Consider the following 26,091-nt stretch of genomic DNA (forward strand, 5'->3'; position numbering starts at 1 on the left):
CTACGGCGGACGGCAGTGAACTTCCCACGCCCTCACGGATCATGCGATGGTCACCCGAACGAGGCCGCCGAGGGGCCCGTGCCGCTGACGGTGGTGAAGCGGTAACCCGCGTCGATGAGCCGGGGAAGGTAGAACCCGAGCGCGTCGACGGTCTGCGTCCGGTCGGCGTTCCCCTCCCGGTCGGGCAGCGCGCCTTCGCTCAACGTACCGTCGTGGTGCAGCACGATCGAGCCGGTGACCGCTTCCGTCTCCACGGTCCGCACGATGTGCTCCACACCCGGGTTGGACCAGTCCACGGTGTCGACCGACCAGGAGACCGGCCGCAGCCGCAGCCGCGCGCACACGGCGAGGGACGCCGGGGCGAAGAACCCGTAGGGCGCCCGGAACACCCGGGGTGTACGGCCCGTCGTGTCGCCGATGACGTCCTGGGTCCGCCTGATCTCGTCCCGGACCCGGTCCCGCGTGAGCCTGGTCAGATCGGGATGGGACCAGGAGTGGTTCCCCAGTTCATGACCCTGGTCGAGGATCTCCCGTGCCACGTCCGGGTACTTGACGACGTTTCGGCCGATCAGGAAGAAGGTCGCCGGAACGCCGTAGCGGGCCAGGACGGCGAGGACTCTCGGCGTGTACAGCGGGCTCGGGCCGTCGTCGAAGGTCAGCGCCACGGTCTTCGGCCCGGCGGTGACATGGTGCTGCGGTACGGGGAGGGGTGAGCCGGCGCCGCCCTCACCGGTGGCGGCCGTGGCCGGGCCCGGCGACAACGCCAGGAGGGCACCGCCCAGGGCGAGAAACCGGCGGCGGGAGGGGATGCGGTGAAGGTGGTCGATCACCGCACCAGCATCGCGGTGCCGGCCTTCCGGCGGCCGGTGAGCCCGTAAACCCACCCCTTCGGGGCACCGCGCCCACTCCGGTCGACGTCCGCGCCTCCGGTAACTTCCTCCCGTGAAGCGCTTCATCGCATCCGTGATCACCACCTTGGCGGCAACGGCGACCGCTCTGACGGCCGTTGCCACCACTCCCGCGCCCACCACCACGCACCGTACCGTCACGGTCGCGGCCTCCCGTCCGCATGCGTCGCCCCTTCTCGACGGCTCCGAGAACCGCACCTTCCGCACCGGCCGCCGTCTCGTCGCGCTGACCTTCAACGCTGCCTGGAACACCGACGGGATCGGCACGGTGCTGGCCGTGCTGCGTCAACACCACGCCCCCGCCACGTTCTTCCTCACCGGCGACTTCGCCGAACGCCACCCGGCCGCCGCCCGCTCCCTGGCAGCCGCCGGTCACGGCATCGGCAACCACTCCTTCAGCCACCCCCACTTCGGGGAGCTGACTCCCCGCGAGCGCGCGGCCGAAGTCCTCAGCGCCGATCGCGCCATCCGCGCCGCCACGGGCACCGCGCCGCTGCCCTTCTTCCGCTTCCCCTACGGCGACACCACGCCGCGGCAGATCGCCGAAGTCAACGCCCTGGGCTTCGCCGACATCGAGTTCACCACGGACACCAACGGCTACCTGGGTCCCCAGGGCGGCATGACCGTGGAGCGAACGGTCCGGCGGGTGACGGACGCCCTCCGCCCCGGGGCGATCATCCAGATGCACGTGGGTGCCCCGGAGGGCCGCCACACCGTCCTCGACGCCCGGGCCCTGCCTGCCGTTCTCGACGCCCTGCGCTCGCGCGGCTACGGAGTCGCGGACCTCGCCCGCGTCATGGGCGGGCACGCCGATCGTCCCGGACCGCGCGCCTCGATCCGGTCCGGGCGACGATCCCGACTGTCCGGGCCGTACGGACTGGTCGGGCCGTACGGGCGCCGATCCGGGCCGTCCGGGCAGCCTTGACTCCGGACCGCAGGAAACCCCGGTACCGGCCGTGGCGGCGGCCTCCACCGGGGCCGGGGCGGTGAACCGGAACGGGAGCGCCAGCCGATGGCGTGGGAGGACACGCGTGGGGTGGCCAGGGACCCGGGCATGGCGAGTCGGCGCGGGACGGGAGCTCAGTCCCCCAGCAGCTTCGCCTCCGTCTCCGGGTCCGGGCCGACCGGCGGGCGGTCCGGGCGCAGCGGTGGTGCGCCACCGAGGGACTCCAGCCAGGTCCAGGTGTCGGCGACCGTTTCCTCCACGGGCCGGCAGCGCAGCCCGGTGGCCAGGGCCTTGCCGACGTCGGCCGTGAAGAGCGTGGTGTGCTCCTCGCCCGGCGGCAGCCAGATGGGCAGGTCGGTCCAGGGGGCGATCCCCGCCGCGAGGATCGGTTCGGGGTCCGTCCAGCACAGTTCGGCGTCGGAGCCGGTGACGCGGACGCAGGTTTCCAGGAGTTCGCCCATGGTGGTGTGGTCGGGTGGGCTGACGAGGTTGTAGGGACCGCCGAGGCCGTGCGCGGCGGCGTCCAGGGTCCAGGCCGCCAGGTCGCGGGCGTCGATGTACTGGATCGGCGACGCGGCCGGGCCCGGGGCCAGGACCCGGCCGCCGCGCGCGACGCGCAGCAGCCACCAGGGCAGTCGGCCGATGTTCTCGCCCGGGCCGAGGATCAGCCCGGCCCTGACCAGCAGCGCCCGGTCGCCGAAGGCGTCGGTCGCCGCCAGTTCCCCGCCGCGCTTGGCCTCCGGGTAGGGGACCTCGCCGGCGTCCGGGGAGCCGTCCACCAGCGGGCCGTCCTCCGCGAGGCCGGCCGGGCAGGGGTGCGGGTGGACAGAGCGGCTGGAGACGTAGGCGTAGCCCGCGGCGCGGCCGGTCAGCAGCCGGGCGGTGTCGCGGACGGCCGAGGGGGCGCCCGACCAGGTGTCGGCGACCAGGTCCCACTCGCCGCGATCGAGCGCGGCCAGCCCGCCGTCCGCCCGGCGGTCGCCGTGCAGCACGGTCACACCGGGCGGCGCGGGGTGCCGGCCTCGGTGGAAGACCGTCACCTCCCAGCCGCGGGCCAGGGCCTCGTCCGTCAGGGCGCGGCCGACGAATTCCGTTCCGCCGAGTATCAGCAGTCTCATGATCGTGACCCTGCCCGTGCCGGCCCCGGAATGGAACCCCCGCATGCTCTGGGCGTAAATCCGTCTTTCAAGGTCCGGTGTCGACGCCGCTCGGGGGGCTCCCGGCCCTGCCCGTCTCAAGCGGCGGGGATGGCTTTGAGCACGGCGTTGATGACGCGGTCGGCGGCATCCTTGCTGTGCGGGTCGGTGACGTTGGCCCACAGTTTGAACATCGTCTTGCGCACGATGCGGGCACGCAAGCAGTTGGTGGCGATGAGCCTCATGACGTGGGGGTTTCCGAGGGACCGCACCACCAGCCGGCCCACGGTGAAGTAGCCGCCGAACGCGTCTTGGAGGCGGTGCGGGTAGGTGTGCAGGGCGCGTTCGCGCTGGGCGGCGGTGGAGCGGGCCAGCGCCTGGATGATGACCTCGGCACTCAGCCGGCCCGATTCCAGGGCGTAGTCGATGCCCTCCCCGCTGAGCGGGTTGATCATTCCCGTGGCGTCGCCGGTGAGCAGCACGCCGCGTGTGTACTGGGGGCGCCGGTTCATGCCGCACGGCAGTGCGTGTCCACGCACCGCGCCGGTGGCGTGGTCCTCGTCGAACTGCCAGTGCGCGGGCAGCCCTCGGCTCCAGTCCTCCAGCAGTGCGCGGTGGTCGACGTCCAGGCGCCGGTTGACGGTCAGAGTCCCCACTCCGACGTTCCACACCCCGTTGCCGACGGGGAAGATCCAGCCGTAGCCGGGGAGCAACGCCCGGTGGTCGCGGGCGGGATCCCACAGGTTCAGCCATGCCTCGATGTAGCCGTCGTCCTCGCGGCCGGTGGTGTAGTAGCGGCGCACACCCACGCCCAAGGGCCGGTCCTTTCGCTGCTGCAGGCCCATGGCGACCGCGATCCGGCTGGAGGCGCCGTCCGCGGCCACCACGAGGGGAGCCGAGTAGGTGTACCGGGCGTCGTCGCGGCGGGCGACCACCCCCCGTACGCGGTCGGTGCGCTCGTCCGTGACCACACCGGTGACCTTGGTGCCTTCCAGGAGGCGGGCGCCCGCCGCCTGGGCCCGTCCGGCCAGCAGGTGGTCGAAGTCCTGGCGGGTGCGCACCAGTCCGTAGTCGGGAAAGCCGGCCGTGTCCGGCCAGTCCATCTCGATGCGCCGCCGGCCGTCGAAGACGCGCAGTCCACGAGTGCGTACCCAGCCGGGGCCTTGAAGACGGACGCCCATGGTGAGCAGTTCCTTCACCGCGCGCGGGCTCAGCCCGTCGCCGCAGACCTTGTCCCGCGGGAAGACGGCCTTCTCCAGCAGCAGTACCTCCAGCCCGGCCCGGGCGAGGTGGTAGGCGGTGGCCGAGCCGGCCGGCCCGGCGCCCACCACGACCACGTCCGCGGTTTCCTCCGTGTGGCTCGCAGCCATAGTCGATCCCTTTCGTGCGTCATGTGCGGTGCACCGGAACGCGCGGAAGCCGAAGAAGGTCCTGGCCGGGCGCGAGCGCGTCAGCGGTAGGAGATCAAAAGCGCCTGGGCCAGGCGGCCGAGCCGGGCGCGGCCGGCCGTCGTCGGCAACGTTTGCAGTGCCTGCAACGCCGTGCGTACGTGGTTTTCGGCCTGCGCCGCGGCGGCGGCCACCGCTCCGGTGGCGGCGGTGAGCCGGGCGAGGGTACGCAGGGCGTGCTCGGCATCGTGGGTGTCGCGCAGCGCGCGTCGCAGGGCTTCGCGTTGTGGTCCGCTCGCCGCTTCATGGGCGAGCAGCAGCGGCAGGGTCAGGCGCCGGTTGCGCACGTCGCTGGTGTCCGGTTTGCCGGTGACGGCGGACGTGCTGATGTAGGGCAGCAGGTCGTCGTGGATCTGGAAAGCGATGCCCAGATGCCGGCCGAAGTCGCGGATGGCTCCCACCTGGGCCGTCGTGCCCCCGCCCAGGACCGCGCCGCTCTCGCCGGCTCCGCGGAAGAACGCGGCGGTCTTCAGCCGGGCGACTTCCAGGTAGGCGCCGATGTCGAAGCAGGATGCGGCGGTGAGCTCGGCTTCCAGGCTCTGGCCACGGCACAGGTCCCGGCCGGCGCCGGCCACCACCTCCAGCGCCATCACGATGCGGTCGTGGGGGACGCCGCGGTGGCGGCATTCGGCGAGTGCGGCGAACGCGTCGAATATCAGGCAGTCGCCCGCCAGGAGCGCCTCGCCGGCGCCGAACCGGTGGGGTACCGACGGCCGGCCGCGGCGCATGGCGTCGCCGTCGATGATGTCGTCGTGGATGAGGCTGGCCACATGGCCGCACTCGGTGCCCACCGCGGCCGGGAGCACACTGTGCGGATCGCCGCCCACAGCCTGGGCCGCCTCCAGCAGCAGCAGCGGCCGGAGCAGCTTCCCGGACGAGGCCAGAGCGTAACGGCAGACAGCACCGACCGACTTCTGCTGGGTGTCCCAGCGATCCGCCAGCGCCTCCCGCAACAGCAGCCGCAACGCCGCGAGTCCCTCGCGCTCGACGGCACCGTCCTCGCCGGCTCCCGCGCCGACCGCCGGTGGGCGCGGGCCACTGTGCCGCGCCACTGCCCGCGCCGCGGCACAGGTGGTCGGCCGCGTCGGCGGTGCGGTGTCCCGCGGGCCCTCCCTCATGCGGCGGCCCCCGCGAACCCCCGGGCGGCCGCCCGGCAGGCGATCAGGCTCTTCTGCCAGGGGGACAGGGCCACGCGGCGGCTGAAGACGTCGTAGTCGCGCTGTTCGATCTCCGCCAGCAGTGTCCGGTGGGTCTCGGTGATCGCCCACAGGCACGGCCGACTGTCGGGGCGGATCATCCCGATCGTCTCGGCTCCGGCAGCGAACAGCTCATGTGCCCGCCGCACCTGGAAACGGACGAGCCGGCGCAGCTGCGGCGTGGCAGGTCCGCCACGAAGGTCGTTCCGGGCGATGCCGAACCGCTGCAGGTCCTCAGCCGGCAGATACACCCGGCCCTGCCGCGCGTCCTCCACCACGTCACGCAGCATGTCGGTCAGTTGCATGGCTTCCTCCAACGCGACCATGACCTCCTCCGCGCGCGGATCGACCGGCTCCAGCACCCGCAGGAACATCCGCCCCGCGGCTCCCGTGATCCCGGTGATGTAACGGCGGACGTCCTCCCAGGTGGCGTACTGCCGCACCGACAGGTCCGCCCGGAGGCCGGCGAGCAGAGCCTCCACGTCGGCCACGTCGATCGAACACACAGCCGCCGTGTGCGTGAAGGCTTGGCACAGCGGGTCCGTCGAGCGGCCGCTGCGCACGTCCTCTAGCGTCCGCCGGCACCACAGGTCATACCGGTCGGCCCGTTTCCGGGGATCACCACTGTCCGCCAGTTCATCCGCCCACCGGATCAGCGCGTAGATCGCCCATGAATGCGGCCGCTTGTCCGCGGGCAGCAGCAACGACCCCGCCCAGTGGTCCCATCCCTCGAACGCCACCAGCAACCGGCCGCACAGCCGGTACGCCTCTCTCAGCACCGGATCCGAGATCGAGGCCCGGCGCAACGCCACCCGGTCGCCCAGCATCCAGCGTCCACCCCCGCCCAGTTCACGACTGCCGCCGTTCACCTCAAGGCGCACCCTCCGATTCTGGAATGCGGCACGGCGCCACCGCAGCGAAGTCCCGGGCAAACCACTGGAAGGGATGAAAAGACGCTTTTATCTCAATAGTCTCTGGGTTGCCCGACGAAGCGCCCTCCCTTCGCCCCCTGCGCCGCAGGAGACGTATGGGCGCGCGAAGAACCGATTCGCCGTCCACGCACGGGTGATGTCTCGCATGCGGTGGAGATCATGCGGGCAGATCCGCCCCGAACCGATCACCTGTAAACCCGGAAGGCACATCATGCGCCGTATCACCACCGTCCTCCTCGGAGCCGCCGCGATCCTCGGCATCCTGAGCGGGCCCGCGAACGCCGACGACGCGCCGTGGAGCCGCCTGGTGAGTGTGAATGCCAACGCGGCCAGCGCGGACCCGTGGCACTCGGGCGCTCCCGAGCGCAACGGGCTGGTCGTCCTGCCGTGACCCTGCCGTCTTGCCCGGGCGCCGGCGCCCGGGCAAGACGCCGCCCGGCCACCCGGCACGACGCGGGCAGAGTCCCCGCCACCGGCGAGGCGTTCACCCGGACCAGCCACCACAAGGACGGAAGGACATCGCCTCGGGCCTGATGAATGACACTCTGGACCCGGGGAGGTCGGGATTCCGGAGGTGGAGCGGGGACGCTCGCGGGAGGAAGGGCAAGCACGTGACGCGACGGGACGACGTCGGCGACAGCAGCCGTACGGTGGCGATCGTGGGGCCGGGGCCGCCGGGACGAGCGTGTTCGCGCACCTGGTGGCGGCCCTGCCGTGCGCGGGCGGCAGGCCCGTCGGGTCGGTGCTGGTGGTGGACCCGTCGCCGCCCGGCTGGGGACTGGCCTTCGGGGACGACGATCCCCTGCTGATGTGCAACAGCGCCGCCGACGTCAACTCCCTGCTGCCCGACCGGCCGCACGACTTCGTCGACCACCTGCGCGCCCGGGGCTGGACGGGCGCTCCCGACACCTGCGTACCCCGCGCCGCCATGGCCGGCTACTGCGCGGCCCGTTGGGAGGGCGCCCGGGACGCGGCGAAGCAGAAGGGGGTGACGGTACGTCACATCCCTCGCCGACTGGTGTCCATACGGCTCGGTGACGGGTCTCCCCGGTTGCGGCTGGACGACGGGGCGGAGCTCGTCGCCGACGACGTCGTCCTGGCCACCGGGGTCCACCGGCCACGCGTGCCGCGGGGGTTCGCCGCGCTCACCGGCCACCCCCGGTACGTGGACAGCCCGTACCCGTCCGCCCGGCTCCGTGCCGCGCTCGGCGCGGGGCGGCGGCGCGTCCTCGTCCTCGGTTCGCGGCAGTCCGCGGTGGACGCCGCCCTGCTGCTGTGCCGGGACGGCCACCGCACCACGCTGACCTCGCCGTCCGGGTCCCTGCCCGCGGTGCGGCTCTCGCTGCACGCCCCGCCGCGGGACTTCCCGCCGTTGCGGCGGATGGCCAGGCTGGACCCCGACGACCCGCTGCTGGAACGGCGGTTGACGCGCTGCGTGGTGGAGGCCGTACGGCTGCTCGGCGACCGCCCGTTGCGCGCGCAGACGTCCCGGGCCGCCGATCCCGTCCGGCGCCTGGCGGAGGAGACGGCCCTGGCCGAGGCGGGGGTGTGTCTCTGGCCCGGGGTGGCGGTGGCCGTGATCGAGGCGCTGACCGCCTTCGCCGACGGTCTACCGGCCGGCCGTACGCGGTCCCTGATGCGGCGCTTCGACTGGTTCGTCGGCCGCTATCTGACCGCGCTCACTGTCGTCAACGCCCGGCGCCTGCTGGAGCATTGCGCTACGGGCGCACTGCGGGTCGCCCCCTCCTACCCGGAGTCCGTCGCCTTCACGGGCGGAGTGTGGCGGGTGTCGGGGCCGGGCGCTGACCCGCCCGGGACCTACGACCATGTCGTCAACGCGACCGGCTTCGAGCCGCCGGAGGTGACGTGGCGGGCGGATGGAAGGGAACTCCTCCTCCGCCCCGGTGACCCCGGCGACACCGTCGTCGACCACCTGGAGGCGGACCTGCGGGTGCGCCGGGCCCCCGGCGCGCCGCCGGAGCACGTCTGGCTGGCCGGCGTCGGCACGCACGTCCGCATCCCGTTCGCCAACCACCTGCGGACGGTGACCCGGCAGGCCCGGTGGGTCGCCGAACAGGTGGCGGCCCGCGGCTGAGCGGGTGGCGGGATCGCGTCCTTGCCCGGCGGCCCCCCGGGCGGTGGATACTGGCCGCGGCCGGCGCCCGGCCCGCCGGGACGGAACGTTCCGGGCGGCGGGCCGTCGAACGCGCCGAGGCGCTGTCCGTCGGGAGGGATGTCTCATGGCGATGGTCCGGACACGGCGCGGCGAGGACGGCGTCCTCAACCTTCCCCGGACGGCGACGGGCGTCGACCAGTTCTTCCACGCGGTCCGTGCCCGCCGGCCGCGCCGGCCGCCGGGCACGCCCGGGGAGCCGCGCTGGCGCGGCGAGTTCGTCGTCCCGGACGCGGACGGGCCGCGCGTCACCCTCCAGGATTTCGGTTACGCGAGCCGCGAACTCGCCCGCCACGGCGACACGGTGGACGACACCGCGCTCGTCGGCCCGTTCCGCATCCTCACGGCGGAGGGGCTGGACCGGCTCGCCGAGGTGTGCGACCGGCTGGAACCGGCCGCCGGTTCCAGCCGGTTCATCGCCACCCGCCGGCTGCGCGGCGCCGACCTCGTGTCGCCGTTCCTCCACAACATGATCCGCGACCGCGGCTTCCTGCTCGCCTGCTCCCGGATCGCCGGCGTCCCACTGATCCCGCACCCGCTGCGCCTGCCGACCGCGCAGATCAACTACTTCGAGGGCCACGGCCGTCCGGAGATCGTCCGGTGGCACCGGGACGGCATGGACTACGTCTTCACCGTCCAGCTCAGCGACGGCGCCGACTACGAGGGCGGCCGGTTCACCTATTTCCAGGGCCGCACCGGCGAGTTCGACGACGTGACCGCCGACGACCCGCGCATCCGCGAGGCGGACTGCCGGGCCCGCGGAGCGACCCTCTTCCTGCACGGCAGCCGCATCTTCCACGCGGTGACCCCCGTGACGCGGGGCCGCCGCGTCACCCTCGTCGTCTCCCTGTTCTGCCCGTACTTCGCCCGCCGCGACTCCAACACCTTCTGGCACCTGGCCGGCGACGACGGCATCCTCGCCACCGTGCCCGGCTGGCTGCGCCTGAAGTGGCCCGTACGGGACCCGGCCCTGGACTTCGGCCTGCGGGCGGCAAGCCCGGTGGTGACGTGGGAGGATCTGCGCCACTGACGCCCGGCGCGTGAGCGGGGCGCCCGCCGCCTCCCGCCGGTCGCGCGCCCCCCACCGGGCGCGCGGCGCCACGCGCGTACGCCTCGCCCATGCCCGGCCACAGCGCGGGAACGAAACGCCGGATGGCCGCGCCCAAGCAGAGTGCGGAAGACGGGTAGGGCCTGGCCACTGCCACCGCTCCACACCACGACGCCGGGGCGACGGACGCGAGCCGGCGGTGGGGGCGTCTTCGACCGGAGCGTTCAAGCGGGCCCGCGCCTTGGCACACGTCCGGGAGCCGGTCGGTTCGGGAGCCGCATGTCGACTTCGGTCGCGTAGCGGGCGACCTTGGCCATCAGTGGTCCTCCCGCTGGGTAATCCAGGTGACGTACTCCTGACGGACGTAGGCGCGCAGACCGTGGTGCGTCCGGATCTCGTGGTCCGCCGAACTCGGGGAAGCGTCGGCGGACCGGTCGGTGTCCAGGGCGTGGAGCCAGGCGACGGCGCGCTCGGCCTCGGCGACGTCGTCCTCGCGGCAGGAGGAGACGGCCGCGCGGTCCTACACCGCCTCCGCGCGGAGGTAAAACTCGCGCACCAGGCCGTCGTCGGCGGCGCGGTCGTCGGCCAGGATGCCGAGGCGACACACGCCGCTCGGTGTACGGTTCGCCGAATTCTCGCTTTCAGTCGCCGTTGCACCTGCGGCCGTGGTGGCGATCCTGGCAAGAGCGCCTACCGTGGAGAACGGCATCGCTGGACGGCGGCGCATTGCAGGTGAGGGACGCCAGGCTCTATCAACCGGCCTCGGTTTGACGGGTGTTCTGCCGCAAGGCGAGCACGGTCGCGACGGCCTCCAGCCACCGCGCCATGGTTGCGTCGTCATCGAGCCCTTGCGCCACGGAGGCCGCGGTCGTCAGCCACTCGCGGGCTGTGCCGGCGGCCTCGACGCCCGGCAGGGGCTCCGGAAGCCGACTGGCTGCCTGCAGGCCGATTCTGCGGACGGCTTCGCCGAGGAAGGCGACGGAGCGGGGGTGGACGCCGTAGCGTTCGACGGTCAGGGCGGCGGCGATCGTGCCGTCGCCCAAGAGGACAGTACGGTGCGGTCCGCCCAGGAGGAGCCCGTAGCGGATGAGCAAAGGGATGTCGAGTTCGATCAGCTGCTCGTCGGTCAGGGTCTCGTCCGTCATGGAGTTACCACTTCCTAGCGGACGGTGACGCGGTAGGTGAGCGTACGCAGGGCGCCGGGGGAGTAGCAGCGCTGCTTTCTGTCTCCGCAGCGGTTGGTGAAGAGGATCTTCGTCTTTCCCGGTTTTACGGCGTCGAAGGTGAAGTACATGGTGTAGCCGCTGCCGTCGCTCTCCTTCTGCTCCTTTGTCTGACGCGTGCTATTGCCTGCCGGCCGGACGACGCCGCCCGGCGGGCCCGCTTCGGCGGGCTTCCATTCGCGGCGGGCGGAGGCGCTGGTGAGTACGGCGATGGAGAAGCGCTTGCCGTGGTCCACGGAGGCAGGGCCTTCAACGCGGTCGAGGGGTTCGTCGCTTCGTGGTTCCACGGTGTACACGGTGCCCAGGCCGTCCTCGGGTCTTCCGTTGTCGTCGCAGCCGGACAGCGTCAGCAACGCGACGGCCGCTGTCGCGGCGATCCGCGTCGGGCGGTTCACGGGATGGTCCCCCTGGGGCGGCTTGTGGGTCCTTTGCGGAGAGGCGGTCATTGTGGGAGGTGGTAGGCGTATGCCTCGGGCAGGCTGCCTCTGGAGGCTTTGTCCATGCGGTTGTTGATGAAGTCCTCCTCGCTCACCCAGGTGGTGTACCCCCAGGGGTTGTAGATCTGCAGTCTGTCGCCTTCATGGGCGACGATCAGTACCGCGTGCCCCTCGCGTCTGCCGTTCTCGTCCCGCCCTTGTACGCCGACCGGTACGGGCTGCCCGTTGTCCACGGCCTTCTCGATCCCCGCAAGGCATTCTGGCGGGCCTGGGGGTCGGGCAGACCGTGGTACTGGTACGCGGCACCGGTGCGAGGGCCGAGTTCATCGGTCAGGATCGTCCCCTTGCCGTCTTTGCCCATGCCGCCGCCCGGCAGCGTGCCGCCGTCACCCTCTTCGTGGACCCGGTGCTGCTCTTCGGTCAGACGTCGCTGGAAGGCGTCCGGATTGTCCCGGGCGGGGTCGCCGGGACGCCCTCCGGTGGTGAGACGGAGGGCATACAGCGGGTCTGCCATGGCGCGTGCCGTGATGGTGGAAGAGGCGACGCAGGTTCCTTCCGTGTCGGGCTGCTTCCAAGGGGCGGAGCCGAACTGCGCCGGGGACTCCGATCCTGTGGGGGTGGCGGAGCTGTCGGTGTGAAAGGGAGTGAGGTGGTCACGCAGCCAGCCGGCGTCCCGGCCGTGGATCTGCTGGGCATAGGGGCGAAGGACCGCCATGTCGTAACCGGCAGCCAGACCCTTCATCAGGAAGGCCCGCTCCGAGGGAGACGCGGACTGGGCCAGGAGCCGCTCGAACTCCTGCCGGTCACGCCCGCCGAGCTTGTCCAGGAACTGCGATGAGCGGCGTAGTTCATCGGCGGAGAGGATCTCGTTGAGCTGCTGCGGGCCACCGGTGACGAAGGTATCGGCGAGGACCAGGCGATCGGTGTCGGTCAACTCTTGGGTGCCGAGCTTGGCCGCACGGGCCTCGGAAGCGAGCTTGTTCAGGACCTTCGCCGCGGCCGTTCCGGTCTTCTCGGCACCGGAGAAGGCCTGGACCAGCAGATCGAGACCGTCAACGATGATTCCGCGAGCGCGGATGAGGTGGTCGGTGTCCGACACGTTCCCCTGACGGAGGACCTCGGCCGCCGACTCCAAGGCCAGCAGGCCGCGCTCGTGCCGGGCCTGGGCCTCGCGGATGCCGTCGGCAAGACGGAACAGGACCGGCCCCACCTCCTGAAACTTCTTGGCCATCTCGTCTGCGGTGTAGGCGGTGGCGGTGATCGCCTCCGTGGCCTTCTCGCCGGCCTTGCCCACCCAAACCTCAGGCAGTCCCGCAGTGGCCACATCGTGCAGCCGACCCCGGGCGGTGTCGACACGGGAGGCCGCACGAGAGTACCGGGCAGAAACGCTCTCGATGTGTCCGGGATCGCCCAGCGGAGCCCGGTACGACCGGGCAGTGCTGATGGCATGCGACATCCGCATCTGTGCCCCGATGTTGGTGTAGGTTCCCGTTTCCGATGTCCCTTGGAGGAGTCCTGACCAGCACTGACGCGGCTTGTCTCGCCAGGTGTCCTCTCGAATTCGTCCCACTCCCGTGTCCTTTTCCACGTTGCTCGACGGAAGTTGAGACGGACCACATGACGCTTGTCCTGTCGCGGTGCAGCTGGTCCCTAGGGGCTCGTTGAGCTGCACGAATGCCAGGTAGTTCGAGACTGCCAACGGCTGCCGACCTCAGACAGCCTGGCTTTCGCGGAAGTCCCGCTCGCCGTGGAGACAGAAGTCCTGGCGATCGTCGGGCTCGTGACGACATTTGTACAAGACCGAGGGCCGGCAGCCCGGGCATCCTCTCGGGTATGGGTATCTACGACGGTCAGCATGTGCACGGGATGCACGTGGTCCACGACGGCCCGCGGGAAGCGCCGCCGCTGGTGCTCATCCACGGATCGGGGGCCTCGGGCAGCTGTTGGGGCCCGGTAGTGCCGGCACTGGCCAGCCGGCATCACGTCATCCGGATCGACCTCGCGGGCCACGGTCAGTCCCCGCCCGCGCCGTCGTACGACGTGTCTGAGCAGGCAGCCAGGCTGGCTGCGGTGCTCGATGCGCTCGGCCCTCGTTCGGTCACCGTGGCCGGGCACTCCAGCGGCGGGTACATCGCCACCGCCCTCGCCGAACAGCGCCCGGACCTGGTGGGTTCGCTCGCACTGATCAGCAGTGGTCCGAGTCCCGACGCGCTCCTTCCGCAGCCCGTCCTCCTTCGGGTCCTGATCGACCCGCCGCTCGGCCCGCTTCTATGGAGAGTCCGTTCCGACGCGATGCTCCGCCGGGGGGTGACCGCGGTGTGCAACCGCCCGGTGGACGTCCCGAACGACCTGGTCGCCGACGTACGGGGCATCGGTTACCGCACGTTCAGGACGGTGCTGCGCCACAACGGCGCGTACATCGCCGAGCGGAGCGTACCCGCGCGCCTGACCGCACTCGACGTCCCGGTTCTGGTGATCTTCGGCGCTGCCGACCCCCGCTGGGATCCGTCTTCGGCGCACCACTACGACACGGTGCCGAACGCACGAGTCGAGCAGCTGCCCGGCGTCGGGCACTTCCCCATGCTCGAAGCGCCGGAGCCGACCAGCGAGTTGCTGCTGCGCTTCGGGACGACGGGCCGCTGACACCCATCGCCTAGCCTGGTGTTGTGAAGTCCACCGAATCACCACCTGACTGGGCGTCGGTGGAGATCGCTGTGCCCCGGCAGCCGGGCCGGCTGCCAGGAGTCAGCATGGCCGGGTTCCGCCAGCGTGCTCCGGCAGACGTGGATATCGCCATGGTCGCGCACCCCTCGATCACTCTGTTCGTGGACCTGAGCGACGGAGACAACCTTGTCTACGACGCCCACGGCCGGCGCGAATGCGGCAGCACGGTCGTCGGGCTGGTACCGGGCGATCTTCGGCTCGGAGGCCGGGCGGCCGGCGGGATCGAGTGCCTCCAGATCCGGTTGTCACCGGTCCTGGCGGTCGCGGTGTTCGGCGCATCGACCGACCTCAGCGGGACGGTGGCCACCCTGGAGGATGTCTGGGGCCGCGACGCCGGGCGAGCCGAGGAAAGGCTGCGGGCCGCCACGTCGTGGGACGAACGGTTCACGATCGCAGCGGATGCCCTTGGCCGACGGATGAGCGCCCGCCCGCCGCTTGATCCAGAAGTGGCCGCTGCCTGGTGGCTGATGCGCACCAGCCGGGGACGGGTGCGCGTCGACACCCTGGCGAACGAGGTGGGATGGAGCCGTAAGCGCCTGTGGTCCCGCTTCCGGTCCCAGATCGGCCTCACCCCCAAGCACGCCGCCCGGCTGGTGCGCTTCGACCACGCCGCCCAGCTCCTCGCGGCGGGTAACGCCGCCGCCCAGGTGGCGGCCGAAAGCGGCTACGTCGACCAGGCCCACCTCCACCGCGAGGTCAAAGCGTTCACCGGGGTGACACCCACCGCCGTAGCCGCTGCGCCGTGGCTCGCCATCGATGACATCGCGTGGCCGACCTCGTTCGCGGACCTGACACCGTCGACGTCTCCGATGCGTCAGATTCCGGCGAAGTGAGCTGAGGTCCCACGAGAGACGAGGCATCGCCTCTCAGCACATGCCCGGATGAGAAGCGGACGGCACATACGAGAATGGTGGGGATCCGACAGCTTCAACGCGCCAGGACAGCGCTGACCTGGCGTGTCCCACACTGAGGCCAGGCATAGGACACGCCTCGTGAGTAGAGGACAGGAAACGGGAATCTACAGTTGGCTATGGCGCCCAGTTGCAGGCCGGCGATCTCGCGATGCAGATCCATGACCTGCTGCAAGGGAGTCTTCGGCACGTCACCCACCGCCGTCAGGACTGGCTGGGCACGGAGCCCAGGGTCACGGCGATGGCCTTGTCCGTCCCGTGGTAGTCGACAGCGCTGGCACCGATCTTGCGGTGCAGCTCCCGTACGGCCCCCTCCAAGACCTGACACTCGACCTGCCAGGCTCTGGAGAAGGCGAGGAAGGCACCGGCGGCGTGCTCGCCGAACTGCGCCACCGCAGCAACCGGAGCGGCGAAATCCATGCCGAAGAACCCGCCCCCGCCGTGATGCCCGTCGCTCAATGAGGCCTTCACCTCAGCCAACTCTGCAGCCACGTCCCTGAGCCGGTCCCCCTGCCCCCGCACCGCCCCCTGCTGAAATCTCAGATCAACAGCCTTGCCGCTCCCCGCTGTCACGTGAAAGCCCCCGCACCTATGGGATATGAAACCTGACAGGTCCACGATCGCTCCGCATAGTACCGAGCCGATCACAACCAGACAGGACGGGGCCGCGCTACAGAGAGATGTGCACCGAGTCCGTGCGGCTGTGACCGCGCCGTCGGCCGGCGGGCCGAGGCCGGCCTTTGCCGGTCGGCGAACGCCAACGAGGCCATGGTTGTGGAGGGCGTGCCGACGGGCTCGCATAGACTGGCGGCCGATATGAGGCCCGGGCGTTGGGGAGTCGGTCGTGCACTGGCAGCAGGCGGTGAGACGGGCTTGTCAGATCGGCGGCCGACTTCGAGCGGTCGCCGGTATATTCGGCGGCGACGAGGCGGCAGTTGATAGACGGCATACGATGGCGGACCCGGACCGGGGCTCTTTGGCGTGATGTGCCGGAACGTTACGATCCGTGGGACCGGGCGTATGGCCTGTTCCGGCGCCGGCAACGGGACGGAACCTGGGCCCGCATCGTCACCCAGCTCCAAGCCCAGGCCGATGCCAGCGGCCTGATCACCTGGGACGGGGTGCCCCGCATCGGACCGGGGCGGCCCCGCAAGCGCCCGGACCGGGTCCGCGCCGACAAGGCGTACGACTCCCGCAAGAACCGTGCCTACCTGCGGGGACACGGCATCAAAGCGACGATCCCGGTTCCGGCGGACCCGGTCCGCAACCGCCGGAAGCTCGGCAACGAATGGCTGTGACCAGCACTTTCGCAACAGACCCCAGCCGCCTGTGGCGCGCTGTCGCACACCGGCCACTTGGCCGCGCGAGAAGAACCGGACGAAACCGACGCGGCGAACGACGTCTTCCTCACGGCCCGGCCCAGCCCGGCCCCCGGCCCGTCTCCCCTCACCCGGCGGCGACGCGAGATGATCGGATGATCAGAGGAAAGAGAGGAACGATGACACAGCATGCCGCCCCCACCCCGGTGCCGCGATGGGTCGGACAGCTCATGCGCGAAATCGACGCCCTCGATTTCGGCGTGGGTTTCGCGCGGATGACCGACGATACCGAGATGTTCTTCGGCACTGCCCACGTGGTGGGCGCCGAGGCCATCAAAGCGTTCTTCGTCAAGATCGATGAACCGCTGCACATCGATCACACCGTCCTGGAGTGCTGGGAAGCTCCCGGCGGTGTCCTTTTCCTGCGCGGGGAGGCCACCATGGCGAAGAAGACCGATCCGGACGCCACCGCACGGGCTCCGTTCATGCACCTGTACCGCCTTGACGACGGCGGGCGGATCCGCACCATCCACATCACCGCCGGCCCGCTGCGCACCGATGCCGTGATGTGAGACCCGCGAGTGACCGAGCCGGTGGCCCGCCCTTCGGTCCCGCTTCGGTCACTTGGGCAGATCGGCGGAGAGGAAGGGAGCGAGAAGCGCGAGCAGCGCGTCGGGGCGGTCGAGGGGGATGATGTGGCCGCAGTCCCGGAGACGGTGTCCGACGAGGTCGTCGGCGATGGGCCGGAGTTGGCGTTCGAGGCCGGTGCCGATGGGGTGGGAGCCGACCGCCATGGTGGGCATGGTCAGCCGGGCCGTCGCGACGGCGTCCCGGATCTGCCGCGCGCTGGTGGGCAGGGCGCGGTAATAAGAGAACGCGCAGCGCAGGGCCTCAGTCCCGGTGTACGCGTGGACGAAGGCCGCCCGGATGTCGTCGGGCACTCCGCGCCCGAGCGTTCCCGAATCCAGGAACCAGTCGATGTACGCGGCCTCGTTGCCCGCCAGGACGGTCTCGGCGAGGCCGGGGACGGCGTGGAAGCCGAACCACCACGGGGCACCGCCCGCGAGGACGCTCTCCGCTCCGGGCAGGCGGCCGAGCAGTGCCTCCATGGCGACCAGGCGCCGGACGAGGTCGGGCCGGCGCAGCGCGAGCAGGACGGCGGGGGCCGTGCCCGCGTCGATGCCGACCACCGCCGCCGAGGGCTCGCCGAGCGCGTCGAGCAGCCCTTCGGCGTCGGCGGCGAGGGTGCCCGCGTCGTACCCCTCGACGGCACGCGTGCTGTCGCCGAAGCCCCGCAGGTCCGGGGCGATGACCCGGTGGTGCCCGGCCAGTCGGTCCATGACGCCGCTCCAGAGTCGCCAGGTGTGCGGGAAGCCGTGCAGCAGGAGGACCGCGGGTCCGTCCCCGGCGATCGCGACATTGAGCCGGACGCCGTTCGTCGTGACGCGGCGCAGGTGGTGTGCGGTGGTGACGGGCATGAAGGCTCCCCGGGCTGGTTACCATTGGTGACCACGAAACGATAGGTAACCGTCCGACCGTTTCCCAGACGGCACTTTCAGGGAAGGTGGTGAGCTCCAGGTGACCACCCGAGGGTCCCGGGCCGCCGGTCGCGGGGCGCGCGGCGATCTGTTCGATCCGCAGTGCCCGACGCGGCAGTTGCTCGACCGCATCGGTACGAAGTGGACGTCGATGGCCGTCAAGACGCTCGCCGACGCGGCACCGGACGAGGTGCGCTTCGCGGATCTGAGACGCCGGATGCCCGGCGTCTCGCAGAAGATGCTGTCCGTGACGCTGCGGAACCTGACCCGCGACGGCCTGGTGTCACGCCGGGTCGAACCGGCCGTGCCGCCAAGGGTCTTCTACCGGCTCACCGGACTCGGGCTGTCCCTGGAAGTCGCGCTCGCGGGGCTGCGGGCCTGGGCGGAGGAGCACATGGCCGAGATCGACCGCGCCAACGAAGCGGCCGGCCGGGAGGCCGATGAGGGGTGAGGCGGGCCGGTTCCGCGCCCCGTAGCGGTGGCCGGACTGACGATGCGGCCGCCGTCGCCGTCCCGCCTCCCCCGGGCGGACGAAGACGTCGGGGGTGCTGTCGTCGCCCGCCCCGCGCAAGACGCTGCCGCCGGCCGAGCCGCGGCGGACGGCCTGAGCGGCGGCCGTCTGAGCGGCGGCCGGGGGGAGCTACGACCGCCGGGGAGTGGGCGGCGGCCGGAGGAGCGAAGAGGCCCGGCTCACCTCTTGGCGCGCAGGCGCTGCGTGCGCCAGAACAGCACGAGGAACAGGACGAGCAGCAGATCGTCGGGAAGCACGCCCGCCCCGGGATCCGCCCCGGGCCCCACTCCGGCCGCTCCGGGACCCACCCCGGGATCCGCTCCGGGGCCCGCTCCGGGGCCCGCCCCGGGCCCCCTCCGGGCAGCGAGACCACGTGCGGGCGGCTCCCCATCTTGTCGTAGGAGATCTCCAGCGGCCCCACCGCCCGCACCCGGCTGCCGTGTTGGTCGTAATCGAGGCCGTACGGGCCGATGCGCCGGAGCCTGTTGCCCAGTTGGTCGAACTCCAGGTCCCAGGTGCCGACGGCCGTGGGCCGGCTTGTCCATTTGGTGTAGGTGAGCTCGGTGGGGCCGATGCGGCGGATCCGCGAGTTCATGTGCTCGAACTCGATGTCCCAGGGGCCGAGCGCGGTCGGCGTTCCGCTCCATTTGGCGTACGTGATCTCGGTGCGCCCGATGCGGCGCAGCCGCGCGCCCATGGAGTCGTAGGACAGCTCGATCTCCATCCGTCTCCCCTCCTCCCTCCTGTCCCTCTCCGGTACGCGGATCCGCGGCTCAGTGGCCGCCCGTGACCTTGAACCCGCGCGGTACGAGCCACACCGTGAGGACCGTCACCGCCGCCACGATGCCGGCGGAGACGTACGCGGTGGTGGTCAGGGCGTCGTCGAAGGCGGTGTGCGCCGCGTCCAGGACCCGGCGGCCGGTCTCGCCGCCGGTGCGGCGGGCGACGTCGGCCGCGCCGCCGACCGAGCCTCGGGCCTCGCCCAAGTCGGCGCCGTGGAGCGGCAGTCCGGTCATGTGACCGGTGAAGACGGCGCCGTGGATGCTGCCGAGGAGGGCCACGCCCAGGCCGACGCCGAGTTCGTAGGCGGTCTCGGAGACGGCGCCCGCCTGCCCGGCGCGGTGCGGCGGCACGGCGGAGACCAGCACGGCGGCCGCGGCGGTCATCGCCAGCCCGTCGCCGAGGCCGAGCAGCGCCAGGACCCCGGCGACGACCGGGTACTCGTTGGGCACGGGGGTCAGGGCGAGCAGCAGGAAGCCGGCGACGAGCGCGCCGAGGCCGGCGGCGAGAACCGTGCGGACGCCGGTGTGGTGCATGACCCAGGGCGACGCGAGCGAGCCCGCGAGCATGGCCGCCGCCGACGGCAGGGTGCGCAGCCCGGCCTGCGACGGCGAGTAGCCGTGGACGTACTGGAGCCACAGCGAGATCAGGAACAGCGCGGCGCCGATCGCGAGCATGGCAAGCAGGGTGGCCAGCGCGGCGGCCAGGAAAGGACCGTTCCGGAACAGCCGTACGTCCAGCAGCGGATCGTGGGAGGCGAGCTGCCGCCGGGCGAAGAGGGCGAGCAGCAGCACGCCCAGGAGCAGCACTCCCACGTCGGCCGGGGCGAGGCTGCCCTTGGCGACGTGTTTGACGCCCCAGGCGAGGGCCACGACGCCGGCGACGGAGAGCAGGGCGCCGAGCCGGTCGAGGGGCCCGTGCTGGGGCGCGCGGTACTCCGGCAGCAGGCGCACGCCCGCCGCCACCGTCACGACGACGATGGGGACGTTCACCCAGAACGCCGCCGACCAGCCGTGCCGTTCGACGAGGAACCCGCCGATGAGCGGCCCCAGGCAGGCACCCGCGCCGGCCACCGCCGCCCAGATCCCGATGGCCAGCGCCCGCTCGCGGTCGTCGGTGAAGACGGCGCGGATCAGCGACAGCGTCGACGGCATCACCATGGCGCCGCCGAGGCCGAGCAGCACGCGTCCGAGGATGAGCTGCCAGGAGCTGTCGGCCGTGGCGGCGACCACGGAGGCGAGGCCGAAGAGGACGAAGCCGGTCAGGAACAGCCGTTTGCGACCGAAGCGGTCGCCGACCGCGCCGCTGGTCACCAGCAGCCCGCCGAGGACCAGACCGTAGATGTCGATGATCCAGAGTTGCGCGAGGGGGCCGGGCCGCAGGTGGTCGACGAGCGACGGCAGGGCGACGTTGAGGATCGTGGCGTCCATGGCCACCAGCAGCAGGCTGGCGCACAGCACCGCGAGGACCGCCCAGCGGTCCGCTCTCTTCCCGGTCGCGGGCCCGGCGGCCCGGCGCGGGTGGACGCCGGTCATTCGAGGAGGCCCCGGCGCATCGCCTCGGCGACGGCGGCGGCGCGGTCGGACACCCCGAGCTTCTCGTAGAGCCGCTGGGTGTGCGTCTTGACGGTGCTCGCCCCGAGGTAGAGCTCGCCGGCGAGCTGCGGGATGCTCTTGCCCTCCGCGAACCCCCGGAGCACCTGCCGTTCGCGGTCGGAGAGGACCGTCTCGTCGCGGTCGGCGCGCAGCCGGATCTGGTCGACCAGGCCGCCGGAGAGGTCCTCGGAGACGACCTGTCCGCCGCGGGCGACCTTCAGGACGGCGTCCACGATCTCGGAGCGTTTGGCGTCCTTGGCGAGATAGCCCGCGGCGCCCTCCTGGACCGCCCGGTAGACGACCGCGCCGTCGGTGGTCGCGGACAGCAGGAGGGCGCGGGTGGGCAGCCGGTCGCGGACGATCGCGTGCAGCACGGCGAGGCCGTCCAGGCCGGGGAGTCGGTAGTCGATCAGCGCCACCCGCGGTTCCAACCGGCGGACGGCGTCGAGGGCGGCGGGTCCGTCGCCCACCTCGGCGACCACGTCGATCCGGCCGTCGAGCCGGAGGCCGCGGGTGATGCCCTCGCGGTAGACCGGGTGGTCGTCGGCGACCACCACTGTCACCCGCGTACCGGAATCGGATTCCATGGGCTCGCCACCACTTCCGTGCTCGCGGTCGCTCCCGTCCGGGCCGTCCTGCCGGGTCCCGAAGTGCCTCCGGGGCTCGAAGTACCCCCGGGTCCCGAAGCGCCTCCGGGTCCCGAAGCCCCTGGGTCCCGGAATGACCCTTTCGTCCACGATAAGCGGGGCGCGGCCCGTCGGCCGCTCCGGACGGCCGGCCACCGATCGGGGGACCCCGGCTCCCCCGCCGCGCCGCCCGCCCGGCGGAGCCCGGACGGGCGAGGCGTCCCGCAGCCTGGAGGGGAAGCGACGGACGAACGGAAGGAGTGAGCGGCATGGCCACCCAGACGGGGACGGAGACGGGGACAGCCACGGAGACGGAGACGATGGCGATCGAGCGCGTCGTCGTCGGAGTGGACGGTTCCGCGGGCAGCGTGGCGGCCCTCCGGCAGGGCGCCCGGGAGGCGGCACGGCACGGCGCGGTCCTCTGCCCGGTGTACGCGTGGGCGCCGCCCGGCGGCGAGGCGGCCGACGCGGTCAGCCCCGCCCCGGCCGACGTGTGCGCGCACTGGGAGCGCGCGGCGGCGGCGGTGCTGCGGGAGACGTGCGAGGCGGCGTTCGGCCCGGCCCCTCCCGGTACGGTCCTCCGCCCGCGCACCGTACGCGCCGCCCCCGGCCCCGCACTGGTGGCCCTGGCCCGCGACCCCGGCGCCCTCCTCGTCGTCGGCACCGGCGGGCACGGCCTGCTCCACCGCGCCCTGCGCGGCTCGGTGAGCCGCCACTGCCTCCGGCACGCCCGCTGCCCGATCCTGGTCGTCCACCCGACCCCGGCGGACCACCGCGCCGCCCCGGTCCCGAACGGCAGGCCGTACATGGACGCGCCGGGGTGCGGGCCGGACGGGGCTCCGACGGGGCCGGCGCCCGTTCCGGCGGGACGCTGAGCGGACGCTGAGCGACGCGACGAGCGGGAGGCTGAGCGGGGTGACGAGCCGGCGTGGGCCTCCGCGTACGAGCCCCGGCAAGGCGGCCCGTCCGCCCCCGGGGATCCCGACGTCCCCTCGCCCCCACGCGGAACGCGACAGCCCGGAACCGGCCGTGTTCGGACCGTGCGACGACGCCGTAGAGGCCGCCCGGCACCCCTCCGCACCCGGCAAGCCGTCCTCGACGGCCGGAGCCCGCGCCTGTCCGACCTTGGCCCACTCCCCGAACCCGCCCTCACCAAGGGTGACATCATGACTACATGACCAGTAGAGGGTGGTGGGCGGCACTTCCGGAGGAGCACCGCACGACGGGTACCGGCGAGGGCGCGCCGCGCGCCGGCCGGGGCCCCGGATTCCTGACCCTGGGGGCCGAGGAGGAGTACCTGCTCGTCGATCCGGTCTCCCGGCGGCTGCGGCCGGACGCGGAGAAGGTGGTGGCCGAGGCCGCCGCGGAGCTCGGCGGGCGGGTCACCCGTGAACTCACGCGCTATCAGGTCGAGGTGCGCACGGAACCGCACCGCGACCTCGCCGGGTTCGCCGACGAGATCCGGTCGCTGCGCCGGACGGTGGCCCGGGCCGCCGCGCGCCACGGGCTCGCGCTCGTCTCCAGCGGTACGCCGGTGCTGGCGCAGCCGGTGCCGACGGCGTTCAGCGACGGGGCGCGTTACGCGCGGAGCGTCGCGGAGTTCGGCGCCCTGGACGACGAACAGAGCGTCTGCGCCTGCCACGTGCACATCGGCATCCCCGACCCGGACCTCGCCCTCCGCGTCTCCAACCATCTGCGCGCCCGGCTCCCCGTCCTGATCGCGCTGGCGGCCAACTCGCCGTTCTGGCAAGGACGGGACACCGGCTACGCGGGCTGGCGCACGATGACGTGGGCCCGGTGGCCGGCCGCCGGACCGCCGCCGTACCTCGCGTCCCGGGCCCACTTCGAGGACCTCGTCGCGGAGCTCGCCGCGACCGGGGCGGTCATGGACCGCTCCGGGCTGTACTGGGACATCAGGCCCTCGCACCATGTGCCGACGCTGGAGATCAGGGTCGCCGACGCCGCGTCGTCCGCCGAGGACACCGTGCTGCTGGCGGCGCTCGTCAGGGCGGCGGCCGCCACGGCCCTGGCCGACATCGAGGCCGGCAGGCCGCCGCTCCGGCCGTCGGACGAGCTCCTCCGCGCCGCGTACTGGCGCGCGGCGCGCGACGGCCTCTCCGGCGCCGGCGTCGATGTGCGCACCGGCCGCCTCGCCCCCGCGACCGTGCTCGTGGAACGCTTTCTGGACGACCTCCGCCCCGACGTGCTGCGCCGCGACGACATGGCGGCGGTCCGCACCGGCTGGGCGCGGCTGCGCGCGCACGGCGGCGGCGCGGACCGCCAGCGCGCCGCGTACCGGTCCCGGCACCGCCTCTCCGACGTCGTCGACCACCTGATCGGCGCCACGACCGCCCCCGCGCCGGAACACCCACGTCCGGAGATTCCGCTTCCGGAGGGTCCACGTCCGAAGAATCCGCTTCCGGAGAATCCACGTCCGCTGGGTCCACATCCGGAGGATCCGCCTCCAGAGGGCCTGCTTCCCCAGGGCCTGCCAACGGAGGACCCGCCGACGGAGGATCCGCTTCCGGGCCGCCCCTGACACCGGGCGCCGCCCCCGGTGCGAAGCCCCCGCCCGCCCATGATCGACTGTCCCCATGCCGCACGCCATCGCCACCGACGGAACCCGGATCGCCTACCAGGTACGGGGCTCCGGAGCCCCGCTCGTCCTGCTCGCCGGGCAGGCCAACTCCCACCACTGGTGGGACACCGTCCGCGCCGACTTCCACCCGGCCCGCAGCACCGTCACCCTCGACTACCGGGGCACCGGCGACAGCGACAAGCCCGAACGCCCGTACAGCACCGAGGGGTTCGCCGACGACGTCGCGGCGGTCCTCGACGACCTGGGCATCGAACGGGCGGACGTCTACGGGACGTCGATGGGCGGCCGGGTCGCGCAGTGGGTGGCGGTCCGGCACCCGCACCGGGTGCGCCGGCTGGTGCTGGGCTGTACGTCCCCCGGCGTCCGGGGCGTGGCGGCCGACGAGGCGGTCCGCGCGGCCCTGGCCGCCCCGGACCCGGCGGCGGCCGAGCGGACGCTGCTGGACCTGATGTACACCCCCGGCTGGCGGGCCGCGCACCCCGGCCCGTACGGCGTCCTCGGGGACCCGGCCATGCCGGGCCACGCGCGGCGGCGGCACCGCCTGGCCAGCGCGCGGCACGACGCCTGGGACGCCCTGCCGGGCATCGCCGCGCCCACTCTCGTCGTCCACGGCACCGACGACCGCTTCAACCCCACCGCCAACGCGCACCTGCTCGCCGGCCGGATCCCGGGCGCCCGGACGCGTCTCGTCCGAGGCGGCCGGCACGCGTACTTCGAGGAGTTCCGGGCGGAGTCGAGCCCGCTGGTCCTCGACTTCCTGACCGCGCCGGCCTGACCACGCCCCGCCTGACCACACCCCCGCCTGACCGCGCCCGACTGAGCGGCGGGCGCGGGGGGCGGCGCCCGGTCAGGCGGTGTCGAGCCGGGCGGCGAGGCGTGCCACATCCTCCGGGGGCAGGGTGATGCCGAACTCCTCGGCGAGGCAGGCCCCGAACTCGTCGGCCTCCAGCTTGCGTTCGGTGCGGGAGCCGTCCGGGCGGAGGATGGTCACCGTGGCGGCGTCGAGTACGAGCTGCCGGTCGGCGGCGAACCGCTGCGCGAAGGGGCGCCGGACGAACGGGGAGCGGGGATGGGTGGAGACGTAGTGGCTGCCGACGACGTAGTCGATGGTGTGGTGGGGAGCCAGGGTGAAGGTGTGGCGGTCGAGCCAGCCGTCGGAGCGGTGCTCGTGCAGCCACCAGTCGTCGATCCCCCGTTCCCCCGGGCGCCGTTCCACGCGGAAGCGCCGGCCTTCGAAGTCCGCTTCCGCGCCGTCGGCCAGCTCGACCGGCTCCAGGGGGCCGGACCCGAAGCCGACGTCGCAGAGCCACGTCCGCCCGTCGTCCTCGGGCTCGACGGCCAGCAGGGCGTGGGTGGCGGGGAGCATCTTGTCCGCGCCGAGCGTGACCCGGCCCAGCAGGCCGGTGAAGCGGAAGCCCAGTCTTTCGAGCGCGGCCGCGAACAGGACGACGTGCTCGAAGCAGTAGCCGCCGCGGCGCCGCCGCACCAGCTTGTCCTGGACCGCCTCCACGTCCAGCGGGATCGGGACCCCGAGGATGACGTCGAAGTTCTCGAACGGGATCGACGTGACGTGCGCCCGGTGCAGCGCCCGCAGCGCCTCCCGGGTGGGCCGGCGCTCGCCCGCGTACCCGATCCGCTCGAGGTAGGCGTCCGGGTCCAGCAGGTCACCGTGCCATTCCTGGCCGGTCCTCGGCCTGCCGATGTGCGGCGAGGTCATGACTCCACCCTTCCGGACCGCGGGGGTCCGCTTTCGTACGTGCTCGGTGCCCATAGCGGCTCGATGCCGATGGTGGCGCTCGATGCCGATAGTGGCTCGGCGCCCATAGCGGTAATCGCCTGTTCAACCACCAAGTTCCGACCCTACGTGCTGCGGGCCCCCGGACCATCCGCCGCCGGACGGGGGACGAAAGTCCCGGCCCGGGGCGAACGGGCCCGGGACTCAGGACCGGCCCAGGGGGTTCTCACCGCCGCGCAGGGGCCGCGCATGACGCGGCCCCTGTGTTCCGGGCGCCGCCCGCCGGGACCGGCCCCTGCACGGCAC

The 26,091-nt window shown here is 72.5% G+C and carries 26 protein-coding genes and 1 pseudogene; 12 read left to right on the forward strand and 15 right to left on the reverse strand.

The genetic code is table 11. The features are described 5' to 3' along the window. Positions 1–50: 50 nt before the first annotated feature. Positions 51–830, reverse strand: a complete 780-nt coding sequence (locus ACQEVS_RS02575) for a polysaccharide deacetylase family protein (protein ID WP_433014540.1) — start codon at positions 828–830, stop codon at positions 51–53. Positions 831–942: 112 nt separating this feature from the next. Here ACQEVS_RS02575 and ACQEVS_RS02580 point away from each other — a divergent pair, with 112 nt between their 5' ends. Next, the gene (locus tag ACQEVS_RS02580) at positions 943–1,833 is read left to right on the forward strand and encodes a polysaccharide deacetylase family protein (RefSeq protein ID WP_433014543.1); all 891 of its coding nucleotides are present in this window, start codon (positions 943–945) and stop codon (positions 1,831–1,833) included. A 155-nt stretch (positions 1,834–1,988) separates the two neighbouring features. On the opposite strand, the gene ACQEVS_RS02585 is transcribed toward ACQEVS_RS02580, so the two are convergent. The 4 genes from ACQEVS_RS02585 to ACQEVS_RS02600 all read right to left on the reverse strand — a co-directional run bounded on the left by ACQEVS_RS02585 (position 1,989) and on the right by ACQEVS_RS02600 (position 6,515). Further along, positions 1,989–2,972: a reductase gene (locus ACQEVS_RS02585; protein WP_433014546.1), complete on the reverse strand. Its 984-nt coding sequence runs from the start codon at positions 2,970–2,972 to the stop codon at positions 1,989–1,991. Positions 2,973–3,088: 116 nt separating this feature from the next. Further along, the gene (locus ACQEVS_RS02590; protein ID WP_433014549.1) at positions 3,089–4,360 is read right to left on the reverse strand and encodes a geranylgeranyl reductase family protein; all 1,272 of its coding nucleotides are present in this window, start codon (positions 4,358–4,360) and stop codon (positions 3,089–3,091) included. A gap of 80 nt (positions 4,361–4,440) precedes the next feature. Next, positions 4,441–5,490, reverse strand: a complete 1,050-nt coding sequence (locus ACQEVS_RS02595; protein ID WP_433014552.1) for a polyprenyl synthetase family protein — start codon at positions 5,488–5,490, stop codon at positions 4,441–4,443. Between the two features lie 62 nt (positions 5,491–5,552). Beyond that, complete coding sequence (locus tag ACQEVS_RS02600) at positions 5,553–6,515, reverse strand: phytoene/squalene synthase family protein (RefSeq protein WP_433014555.1); 963 nt, start codon at positions 6,513–6,515, stop codon at positions 5,553–5,555. A 262-nt stretch (positions 6,516–6,777) separates the two neighbouring features. On the opposite strand from ACQEVS_RS02600, the gene ACQEVS_RS02605 reads away from it, so the two are divergent. The 3 genes from ACQEVS_RS02605 (at position 6,778) to ACQEVS_RS02615 (ending at position 9,769) form a co-directional block, all read left to right on the forward strand. After that, a complete protein-coding gene (locus tag ACQEVS_RS02605; protein WP_433014558.1) occupies positions 6,778–6,957 on the forward strand; it encodes a hypothetical protein in 180 nt (59 codons plus the stop codon). Between the two features lie 183 nt (positions 6,958–7,140). Beyond that, positions 7,141–8,661 carry an FAD/NAD(P)-binding protein gene (locus ACQEVS_RS02610; RefSeq protein WP_433014561.1) on the forward strand — a complete coding sequence of 507 codons (1,521 nt, stop codon included), beginning with the start codon at positions 7,141–7,143 and terminating at the stop codon, positions 8,659–8,661. Positions 8,662–8,806: 145 nt separating this feature from the next. Continuing rightward, on the forward strand, positions 8,807–9,769 hold the full coding sequence (locus ACQEVS_RS02615; RefSeq protein ID WP_433014564.1) for a hypothetical protein: 963 nt from the start codon (positions 8,807–8,809) through the stop codon (positions 9,767–9,769). Positions 9,770–10,307: 538 nt separating this feature from the next. Here ACQEVS_RS02615 and ACQEVS_RS02620 read toward each other — a convergent pair. From ACQEVS_RS02620 to ACQEVS_RS02635, 4 genes are all read right to left on the reverse strand, one after another. After that, positions 10,308–10,496, reverse strand: coding sequence for a hypothetical protein (locus tag ACQEVS_RS02620; protein ID WP_433014567.1), 189 nt, complete (start codon positions 10,494–10,496; stop codon positions 10,308–10,310). A gap of 43 nt (positions 10,497–10,539) precedes the next feature. Then, entirely contained in the window at positions 10,540–10,932 is a 393-nt protein-coding gene (locus ACQEVS_RS02625) for a hypothetical protein (protein WP_433014570.1), read from the reverse strand. 14 nt (positions 10,933–10,946) lie between these two features. Then, entirely contained in the window at positions 10,947–11,405 is a 459-nt protein-coding gene (locus tag ACQEVS_RS02630) for a protease inhibitor I42 family protein (RefSeq protein ID WP_433014573.1), read from the reverse strand. Between the two features lie 196 nt (positions 11,406–11,601). Then, positions 11,602–12,741 carry a hypothetical protein gene (locus ACQEVS_RS02635; protein ID WP_433014576.1) on the reverse strand — a complete coding sequence of 380 codons (1,140 nt, stop codon included), beginning with the start codon at positions 12,739–12,741 and terminating at the stop codon, positions 11,602–11,604. A 539-nt stretch (positions 12,742–13,280) separates the two neighbouring features. On the opposite strand from ACQEVS_RS02635, the gene ACQEVS_RS02640 reads away from it, so the two are divergent. Both ACQEVS_RS02640 and ACQEVS_RS02645 read left to right on the forward strand, forming a co-directional pair. Further along, a complete protein-coding gene (locus ACQEVS_RS02640) occupies positions 13,281–14,090 on the forward strand; it encodes an alpha/beta fold hydrolase (protein ID WP_433014579.1) in 810 nt (269 codons plus the stop codon). 23 nt (positions 14,091–14,113) lie between these two features. Further along, positions 14,114–15,004 carry a helix-turn-helix domain-containing protein gene (locus tag ACQEVS_RS02645; protein ID WP_433014582.1) on the forward strand — a complete coding sequence of 297 codons (891 nt, stop codon included), beginning with the start codon at positions 14,114–14,116 and terminating at the stop codon, positions 15,002–15,004. Between the two features lie 282 nt (positions 15,005–15,286). Here ACQEVS_RS02645 and ACQEVS_RS02650 read toward each other — a convergent pair whose 3' ends face one another. Continuing rightward, positions 15,287–15,541, reverse strand: a complete 255-nt coding sequence (locus tag ACQEVS_RS02650; protein ID WP_433014585.1) for a hypothetical protein — start codon at positions 15,539–15,541, stop codon at positions 15,287–15,289. Between the two features lie 473 nt (positions 15,542–16,014). Here ACQEVS_RS02650 and ACQEVS_RS02655 point away from each other — a divergent pair. Further along, positions 16,015–16,380 (forward strand): annotated as a pseudogene (locus ACQEVS_RS02655) (transposase); the annotation flags it as partial. 200 nt (positions 16,381–16,580) lie between these two features. After that, a complete protein-coding gene (locus tag ACQEVS_RS02660) occupies positions 16,581–16,973 on the forward strand; it encodes a nuclear transport factor 2 family protein (RefSeq protein ID WP_433014588.1) in 393 nt (130 codons plus the stop codon). Positions 16,974–17,021: 48 nt separating this feature from the next. Here the strand turns inward: ACQEVS_RS02660 and ACQEVS_RS02665 are convergent, their stop codons facing one another. Further along, entirely contained in the window at positions 17,022–17,879 is an 858-nt protein-coding gene (locus ACQEVS_RS02665) for an alpha/beta fold hydrolase (RefSeq protein WP_433014591.1), read from the reverse strand. Between the two features lie 100 nt (positions 17,880–17,979). Between ACQEVS_RS02665 and ACQEVS_RS02670 the strand changes: the two genes are divergently transcribed. Next, entirely contained in the window at positions 17,980–18,390 is a 411-nt protein-coding gene (locus tag ACQEVS_RS02670) for a winged helix-turn-helix transcriptional regulator (protein WP_433014594.1), read from the forward strand. A gap of 239 nt (positions 18,391–18,629) precedes the next feature. On the opposite strand, the gene ACQEVS_RS02675 is transcribed toward ACQEVS_RS02670, so the two are convergent. The 3 genes from ACQEVS_RS02675 to ACQEVS_RS02685 form a co-directional block, all read right to left on the reverse strand. Beyond that, positions 18,630–18,758, reverse strand: coding sequence for a hypothetical protein (locus tag ACQEVS_RS02675; RefSeq protein ID WP_433014597.1), 129 nt, complete (start codon positions 18,756–18,758; stop codon positions 18,630–18,632). Between the two features lie 465 nt (positions 18,759–19,223). After that, positions 19,224–20,765 (reverse strand): MFS transporter, encoded by a 1,542-nt coding sequence (locus ACQEVS_RS02680; protein WP_433014600.1) that lies wholly within the window; start codon positions 20,763–20,765, stop codon positions 19,224–19,226. After that, the gene (locus tag ACQEVS_RS02685; RefSeq protein ID WP_433014603.1) at positions 20,762–21,412 is read right to left on the reverse strand and encodes a response regulator; all 651 of its coding nucleotides are present in this window, start codon (positions 21,410–21,412) and stop codon (positions 20,762–20,764) included. The genes ACQEVS_RS02680 and ACQEVS_RS02685 overlap by 4 nt, the downstream gene beginning before the upstream one ends. Positions 21,413–21,720: 308 nt before the next feature. Here ACQEVS_RS02685 and ACQEVS_RS02690 point away from each other — a divergent pair, with 308 nt between their 5' ends. The 3 genes from ACQEVS_RS02690 to ACQEVS_RS02700 all read left to right on the forward strand — a co-directional run bounded on the left by ACQEVS_RS02690 (position 21,721) and on the right by ACQEVS_RS02700 (position 24,825). Further along, positions 21,721–22,326 carry a universal stress protein gene (locus ACQEVS_RS02690; RefSeq protein ID WP_433014606.1) on the forward strand — a complete coding sequence of 202 codons (606 nt, stop codon included), beginning with the start codon at positions 21,721–21,723 and terminating at the stop codon, positions 22,324–22,326. Between the two features lie 299 nt (positions 22,327–22,625). Beyond that, complete coding sequence (locus ACQEVS_RS02695) at positions 22,626–23,990, forward strand: glutamate--cysteine ligase (RefSeq protein ID WP_433014609.1); 1,365 nt, start codon at positions 22,626–22,628, stop codon at positions 23,988–23,990. A gap of 55 nt (positions 23,991–24,045) precedes the next feature. Then, positions 24,046–24,825, forward strand: coding sequence for an alpha/beta fold hydrolase (locus tag ACQEVS_RS02700; protein WP_433014612.1), 780 nt, complete (start codon positions 24,046–24,048; stop codon positions 24,823–24,825). A gap of 72 nt (positions 24,826–24,897) precedes the next feature. Here the strand turns inward: ACQEVS_RS02700 and ACQEVS_RS02705 are convergent, their stop codons facing one another. Next, entirely contained in the window at positions 24,898–25,767 is an 870-nt protein-coding gene (locus ACQEVS_RS02705; protein WP_433014618.1) for an arylamine N-acetyltransferase family protein, read from the reverse strand. Positions 25,768–26,091 lie beyond the last annotated feature (324 nt).

Source organism: Streptomyces sp. CA-181903 (assembly GCF_050937075.1).
In the GTDB taxonomy this organism is placed as follows: Bacteria; Actinomycetota; Actinomycetes; order Streptomycetales; family Streptomycetaceae; genus Streptomyces.